Origin of the sequence: Nostocoides veronense, assembly GCF_039531185.1 — a bacterium.
GTDB lineage: Bacteria > Actinomycetota > Actinomycetes > Actinomycetales > Dermatophilaceae > Nostocoides_A > Nostocoides_A veronense.
On the sequence record NZ_BAAAPO010000064.1, the window covers coordinates 1 to 5765 of the forward strand.

The window sequence follows — 5765 nt, forward strand, 5'->3', positions numbered from 1 at the left end:
ACCGCCATGTGAGGCAAACAACGAAAAGGGCCGAACCGGAAAGAAATCCGCTGCGATTAGCCGGTTAAGCATACGACAACGCGTTGGCTGAGACCACCATCGGGTCATTCAAGACCGAGATGATCAACCGTTGCGGACCTTGGCGTGACGTCACTCAAGTCGAGGTCGCGACGTTCGAGTGGGTCGACTCTTCAACACCCTCCGACCCCACGAATACCTCGACGACCTCACGCCGCTCGAGGCCGAACAGCTGCACTATCGTCACCACAACGCCCTGCCCGAGGCAGGATGAACCACCAAACCGAGTCTCCGGACTCGCCGGGAGGGGTCACCGACATCTTCGACGTCTCTTGCGACTACCTCCTGCTCGACGACGCCCCCCGCCGCCCCCTACGCGGAGACAACCCCCTCGCCGACCGACTCACCGACCTCGACAACCTCACCGACGCCGACCGAGCCGCCCTCCTGCACATCCTCGACGGACTCCTCGCCAACACCCGCATCCGCGCCGCCCTCAGTACCGCCGGCTGACCGCGCGCGAGGAAACCTCTACTCGGGGTGCTCGGTGATGAACTCTCGTGGCACAGCATCAGCCAGCCACACCTTCGCGTTGCCGGCATAGAACGCCACACCAGTCTCGACCAACGGCGACCCGCTCACCTTCCGCTCTCAGAACGCCCGCCTCCTCCCCGTCCGAGCCCTGTTCGCCTGGGCCGTGCGGAACGGGCACCTGGCCGCGAACCCGGCCTCGGATTTGGAGTTCCCACCCGGGGACATGACCTTCGCTCACCGCCTCGCGACCACGCGCAAACACGCCGGCCTGACCCAGCAGGCCCTCGCCGACACCATCGGCATCCACGTCACCCAGCTACGCCGCTACGAAGCCGGCACCAGCCAACCAACCCTCGACGTCCTCCGCGCCCTCGCCCGAGCCCTGGCCTGCAGCATCGACCACCTCGCCTTCGACGACGAACGCGGCCCCGCCACCCCCGGCCTACGCGTCCAACTCGAAGCCCTCGACCGCCTCACCCCCGACGAACAAGCCACCGTCGCCGCCATGATCGAAGGCGCCCTCCTGCGCCACCAAGTCCGCCAAATCAACGTCAGCTGACACTGGCTCAGTCGGTCCACCAAGGGACGTCGGGGTTGAGCTCGGCGGCGATGGCCGCGAACGCAAGGTCGTCCATCTCGAGGTAGCCCTCAGAGTCAACAACGAACACACCCCGGTCGAACCCTGTCGCCACTGTGACGATCATGTCCGCCAGCGACCCGAACTCGACCGGTTGTTCGGACTCCTCGATCCGGAAGTGGCGCATCAAGCCGGGCGGCACTCGGTCAAGATCCACCACATAGAAGTCCCCACCTCCGTTGGCGAAGAGCGGAAGACGTCCAGGAACCCAACGAGGGTCGGCCACGAAGGCGCGATAGTTGGTGACCGCGTCATCGAGCGAGAGCAGATAGAAGCCCGGGAAAATGTGGATGTCATCGAGCGTGACGCCCGCGGTCTGGGTGCCGTCTCGCCACGCGTACAGCGTCTCAAGGTCCGGGCTGCTCGGGAGCCCAGCTCGCTCCAATTGCGAGCGGACGAGCTGCCGCTGCAAACCAGGTCGCAGCGATCGAAGCAGAGCACTCCGATCGAGACGCACCAAGCCATCCTCGACGCGCGACAGCGCCTCAGGCAGGTCAGCCATCAGGGACCGAACATCACATTGAAGGGATCGCCAACGCCGATTCCGTTGTCTTGGAAGAACCGGCTAAGGACGCCTCCCTGGTAACTCTGCTCGCCAACCGGAACAGACCGGACAGTCGCGCCACAGCCACCCTGGGCCGAGCAAGCGAACGGGTAATCGTCCAACGACTGCCCCGCCGGTGCCGGCGATTGCCCTCGCAACGCCGCCCGCCTATTGGCGTCACGCGCCGCCGTGCCCACGCGGTTCAACTGGGTTGGGGCACCATTCGCGACCGCATCGTCGAAGGTCCCGGCGATCCCCGGGGCGCGACTTCTGCTGAACACGACTGTAGGCACTTCGGCTTTTGCGGCAACTATCGCTCGCGGAGCGCCCGCCAATGTGTCCGAGACGGTAGCCGTGGACACGACAACCTGCACAGCCTCCGCGAGATCGTTGTAGGTGTAGGCGGGCCGGGTCGCAGCCAGCCCAGAGCGCGCCGAAGCCCCTCTTGACCAACGGGCGACGGCGTCGTAGGTGCAGGTTGTGCTGGTACGAACCGGAGGACCCCGCTCGAAGGCGTCAGTGCCAACGATCGAATGACTGAGCTGGCCGTAGTAGCCGTAGGCCGGCAGCGACAGCGTTGGTTCGACTGCGATGGCCTCGGAAACTGGAACAGCGAGCAGAGCCAGGACGGCAGCAATCACCACGGAGAGCACTGTCCCGACCCTGCTACGCATCAGCGGCGTCTTCCCACAGATGGTCCGTGAGTTTCTTACGGGCGCCGAGGGCTGCGCCGAGACCCTCAAGATCGCGAATCACGTCGGGCTCGAGACCAATCTCCCATTCGTAGATCTGCGTACAGAGTGTCTCGAAAGCGACGAGCCACTCGCCGACCTCGATCAACGACTGCACATTGATGATGTCGTCTGGGGTGAGCCCAACCGCCGCGTCCATCGCCTCGTGCAGACGGACGGTCATCTCCTCGGGACTCGGTGTCCTCATCATGGAATCGGGAACCCCGTGATGATGCCCTCGCCGCCCGGTTCGAGGACGACCCGGATCTTTACCCCATCTCGCACACCTTCGACGGTGTATCTGACCGGCGCGCCGCCACGCGTGAATGCTGCGCCGGCTCGACCCGTCTGCTGGACCCAGGTGAGAGACGGATCGGTCGCGATGTCCGAGATCGAGTGCATGATCTTGTCGTCCGACCAACCCTGCGGGAACCAGGTGTTGCCCGCCTCCCCGCCGTAGCGATGGCCGTCAAGGATATGGCTACGGCGCGATGCCGAGGCTAGGTCGACGAACTCGTCTGCCGACTTTGCGGCAACACCGAGTCTCTCACTGCCGACAGGGCACGCCGTCCTGCTGGCCTGCACCGCAGCACCGCCACGAGACGCAGCGCGCGTGAACGGAGCGAGGTCGGGGTAGTCGTGGGAGGCCAGCGTGACTGCTGCATACTGATGCGCCGACGCGGCCTTCGACCCAAGCCGGCCCACGCTGGAGGAGGAGCTCACGGGCTCATTTGTCGGCGGTCCGCGATCCGGGCCGGCGAGTGTTGGCCCTGCAGCCGGGTGCTGACCGTCGTACGTGTAGACCGACGACGTCGAGGTAGCCGACGACGGAATGGCGCCGGCCATTGAGGACGGTGCACCCGCCCATGTCACCAGGGCGGCCACGAAGGCGACGAAGGAACGCGCCAGAAGGCTATTCATAGAAGCGCGCACCTCTAAGCGCCTCAGCTATCAGCATCCATGGCGAGGTGGGTACCGGACGCCCTGTGTTGGTGTACGTGTTCTCGATCGAGCCCAGTAGCGCGTTGAGGGCGTCTAGGTAGCGTTCGAGGGTTCGATTCTCCCAGTCCACGCCAACGGCCAACTCTGCCTGGAGGGCGTCCAGAACGTCGAGAACCTCGTCACGTCCTTCGAGTGGGTCGTAGACGGTCATTGTTGCCACCAGGCCCAGTTCCCTCGTCCGCCGGGGAAGCGGATCATGATTGATGTGCCGTCGAAGACCTGCGTCTGATTCCTGGCGGCGATCTCGGCGGGTGTTGCCATTCGGTAGGGGAGTTTGACACCTGCGTACTGTCCGGCGAAAAGTCGGCGGTTGTCGAGCGAGTACAACTTTCCGTCCTGCTCAAATAGTCGGATCTGTGGCAAACCCTCGGGGGCCTTACCGGTCCTTGCCATATCGTCGGCGAGGTCCAGAACGGAGCGTCCGTCAGAGAAGGTCGATCCGGCGCTGTCTTGGGTGAACCGCACCTTGCTAGCGTCGATCAGCCCGTCGCCAGATTTTGCGGCAACGCGGACCCCCGGAGCAACGCGCAGTTCCACCACGCGGCCGGCATTTGCCGTCCGGGTCGTACCCGCACCGCCGATGCCCCGCGCGAGCTGGCCGGTGTGGTCGTAGGTGGTGTTGGTCAGCGTCGTCGCGAGCTGTGGGCGCGCCGAAGGGCCGCGCGACGCGATGTCGACGGCCTGACGGAGTGCGGTGAAGTCGTAGGCGACCCCAGGCGGGCCGCGCTCGGGCACAGCGCTCGACGATGCCGTCATGACGTGGTGATGGTCATAAGGGTAGGTCGTGACCGTTGAGTCCACGGCCACCGCGGCGGCCTGTGCTGGATGAAGGAGGCCCAACCAGGACACGATGGCCGTCAGCAGGAAGGCGACTACGCGAGCCACGGATCGACTCCTTGTAGCGCGGGACCCAGCCACCCCCGAAGCGATGATCCCGGCTGACCCGGGTCCGGGATCATCTCAACCCCGCTCACAGTGATGAGCCCCTGCACGTCCTCCGAACCTTGCTCGTACTCGCGCTCCAGCCACTCGAGAATCGAACGGCACGTATTCCCCTCCGACTCGATGTGCTCAGCAAGCCAGCGGATGACATCAGCTAGAACAAGATGGGGAAGGAGTTCGCCCTCGTTGTCCTCGAGTGATTCCTCAAGGATCGGGGTCAACTCATTGAATTCCGCGACGAGCCTGTTGATCGCTCGTTCGGTGGTCGCGCTCACGGTGTGCCTCCCCGTAGGACGATCGAGAGCTCGTCGGCGAGGCTCTGCGCCACCAACCGGTCAGAGTAGGCAGCGTCAGGGTTTCGTCGTAGCCAATTGTTCAGCCCGCGGAGGGTCTCCTGGCCCTTGATCGTGTGCATCCGGCCACTGGTCGGTACGCCAGTGGCGATCTCGTTTCGGATCGCGTCCATGGTGGTGCCGTACCCGACCCGGTTCGGATTCGTCGTGCCCTTGTAGAGGTTGTTGACGAGGTTCTGGAGCTTGGTGCTCCCGACCCGCGGCGTCGGAAGGATGTCGTCAACGGTGTTTGCGGCAACACCGCGCGGCAACCAGGCCGAAAGGGCGACCGGGCTCGTCGAGCCCAGCCGCGCGGCGGACGTGCCTCTCTGTGACGGAGCTCTTGTGTCAGGCTGCACATGTTCGCGGGGATGGTCGTAGGCGGACACCGTTACGTCGTAGGTGGCGGTCGGCTCGATCGCGCACGCGGTTCCTGCGCCGACCAGAGTCGCAAGGACGGCGATCAAAGCAACCAGGAGGGATCGCCAGCAGTTGCTGCGCGAAGTCGCGCCCGGACGGCTCATCACAACTCGGTCCGGGCCTGCTCTAGAAGCCACTCGACTGCCTCAAGCGGCACAGCCCTGTCGACGAAGAACGTGACCGTGCGCTCCTTCGTATCCTCATCCTCGAACACTTCGGCGATCTGCTCACCGTCGATCGCATCCAGTTCCAAGGCCATCCCGTCGCGGGCGCCGACGGCGCTCACCAAAAGCAGTCTGTACCCGTTCATCCGCGTGGCTCCAGGAATCCCATGAACGACCCGTCGTTGCCAAACCGGACCCCTCGGCCAGACGAGTCGAAGATGTTCGTAACCCGGTCGAGTACCTCAGTGCTTCCGTTGGAGTCGTTCAGGATGTCATCGAGCACCTTTAGGCCTTGCTCGTTCCGTGCGGCGGCCGAACCACTCGATAGCCCGTTGAATGCGCTTCCCTCACGTCCCGAGTGCTTCTGGAGTGGGTCTGATGCTCCTATTCCGTGTCAAGGTCTGTTCATGCGGCGGTGAGCCAGGCGCGGTAGCGGGCGGC

11 protein-coding genes and 1 pseudogene are annotated in these 5765 nt (G+C 64.6%); 3 read left to right on the forward strand and 9 right to left on the reverse strand.

The window, feature by feature from the left end; translation table 11 throughout:
* Positions 1–68 precede the first annotated feature (68 nt).
* From ABD225_RS18180 to ABD225_RS18190, 3 genes and pseudogenes are all read left to right on the forward strand, one after another.
* Positions 69–292, forward strand: a pseudogene (locus ABD225_RS18180) (integrase core domain-containing protein); the annotation flags it as partial.
* Positions 289–531: a hypothetical protein gene (locus tag ABD225_RS18185; protein WP_344088997.1), complete on the forward strand. Its 243-nt coding sequence runs from the start codon at positions 289–291 to the stop codon at positions 529–531. The pseudogene ABD225_RS18180 and the gene ABD225_RS18185, both read left to right, overlap by 4 nt.
* Before the next feature lie 244 nt (positions 532–775).
* Positions 776–1111, forward strand: a complete 336-nt coding sequence (locus ABD225_RS18190) for a helix-turn-helix domain-containing protein (protein WP_344089021.1) — start codon at positions 776–778, stop codon at positions 1109–1111.
* A gap of 7 nt (positions 1112–1118) precedes the next feature.
* Here the strand turns inward: ABD225_RS18190 and ABD225_RS18195 are convergent, their stop codons facing one another.
* The 9 genes from ABD225_RS18195 to ABD225_RS18235 all read right to left on the reverse strand — a co-directional run bounded on the left by ABD225_RS18195 (position 1119) and on the right by ABD225_RS18235 (position 5446).
* Positions 1119–1691 carry an SMI1/KNR4 family protein gene (locus ABD225_RS18195; protein ID WP_344088999.1) on the reverse strand — a complete coding sequence of 191 codons (573 nt, stop codon included), beginning with the start codon at positions 1689–1691 and terminating at the stop codon, positions 1119–1121.
* On the reverse strand, positions 1691–2377 hold the full coding sequence (locus ABD225_RS18200; RefSeq protein WP_344089001.1) for a NucA/NucB deoxyribonuclease domain-containing protein: 687 nt from the start codon (positions 2375–2377) through the stop codon (positions 1691–1693). The genes ABD225_RS18195 and ABD225_RS18200 overlap by 1 nt, the downstream gene beginning before the upstream one ends.
* Positions 2378–2399: 22 nt before the next feature.
* Positions 2400–2672 (reverse strand): MafI family immunity protein, encoded by a 273-nt coding sequence (locus tag ABD225_RS18205; RefSeq protein ID WP_344089003.1) that lies wholly within the window; start codon positions 2670–2672, stop codon positions 2400–2402.
* Positions 2672–3187, reverse strand: coding sequence for an EndoU domain-containing protein (locus ABD225_RS18210; RefSeq protein ID WP_344089006.1), 516 nt, complete (start codon positions 3185–3187; stop codon positions 2672–2674). Before ABD225_RS18210 ends, ABD225_RS18205 begins: the two co-directional genes overlap by 1 nt.
* 190 nt (positions 3188–3377) lie before the next feature.
* Entirely contained in the window at positions 3378–3617 is a 240-nt protein-coding gene (locus ABD225_RS18215) for a DUF7660 family protein (RefSeq protein ID WP_344089008.1), read from the reverse strand.
* Positions 3614–4222: a hypothetical protein gene (locus ABD225_RS18220; protein WP_344089010.1), complete on the reverse strand. Its 609-nt coding sequence runs from the start codon at positions 4220–4222 to the stop codon at positions 3614–3616. The genes ABD225_RS18215 and ABD225_RS18220 overlap by 4 nt, the downstream gene beginning before the upstream one ends.
* Positions 4223–4338: 116 nt before the next feature.
* Positions 4339–4683, reverse strand: coding sequence for a DUF7674 family protein (locus ABD225_RS18225; RefSeq protein ID WP_344089013.1), 345 nt, complete (start codon positions 4681–4683; stop codon positions 4339–4341).
* A complete protein-coding gene (locus ABD225_RS18230; RefSeq protein ID WP_344089016.1) occupies positions 4680–5264 on the reverse strand; it encodes a hypothetical protein in 585 nt (194 codons plus the stop codon). Before ABD225_RS18230 ends, ABD225_RS18225 begins: the two co-directional genes overlap by 4 nt.
* Entirely contained in the window at positions 5264–5446 is a 183-nt protein-coding gene (locus ABD225_RS18235) for a hypothetical protein (protein ID WP_344089018.1), read from the reverse strand. Before ABD225_RS18235 ends, ABD225_RS18230 begins: the two co-directional genes overlap by 1 nt.
* Positions 5447–5765 lie beyond the last annotated feature (319 nt).

Bases quoted from the DNA above. Each gene is read 5' to 3' on its own strand.
- ABD225_RS18205 (WP_344089003.1), bottom strand. From the start codon at position 2,672: ATGAGGACACCGAGTCCCGAGGAGATGACCGTCCGTCTGCACGAGGCG.
- ABD225_RS18220 (WP_344089010.1), bottom strand. From the start codon at position 4,222: ATGACGGCATCGTCGAGCGCTGTGCCCGAGCGCGGCCCGCCTGGGGTC.
- ABD225_RS18230 (WP_344089016.1), bottom strand. From the start codon at position 5,264: ATGAGCCGTCCGGGCGCGACTTCGCGCAGCAACTGCTGGCGATCCCTC.
- ABD225_RS18185 (WP_344088997.1), top strand. From the start codon at position 289: ATGAACCACCAAACCGAGTCTCCGGACTCGCCGGGAGGGGTCACCGAC.
- ABD225_RS18190 (WP_344089021.1), top strand. From the start codon at position 776: ATGACCTTCGCTCACCGCCTCGCGACCACGCGCAAACACGCCGGCCTG.
- ABD225_RS18195 (WP_344088999.1), bottom strand. From the start codon at position 1,691: ATGGCTGACCTGCCTGAGGCGCTGTCGCGCGTCGAGGATGGCTTGGTG.
- ABD225_RS18215 (WP_344089008.1), bottom strand. From the start codon at position 3,617: ATGACCGTCTACGACCCACTCGAAGGACGTGACGAGGTTCTCGACGTT.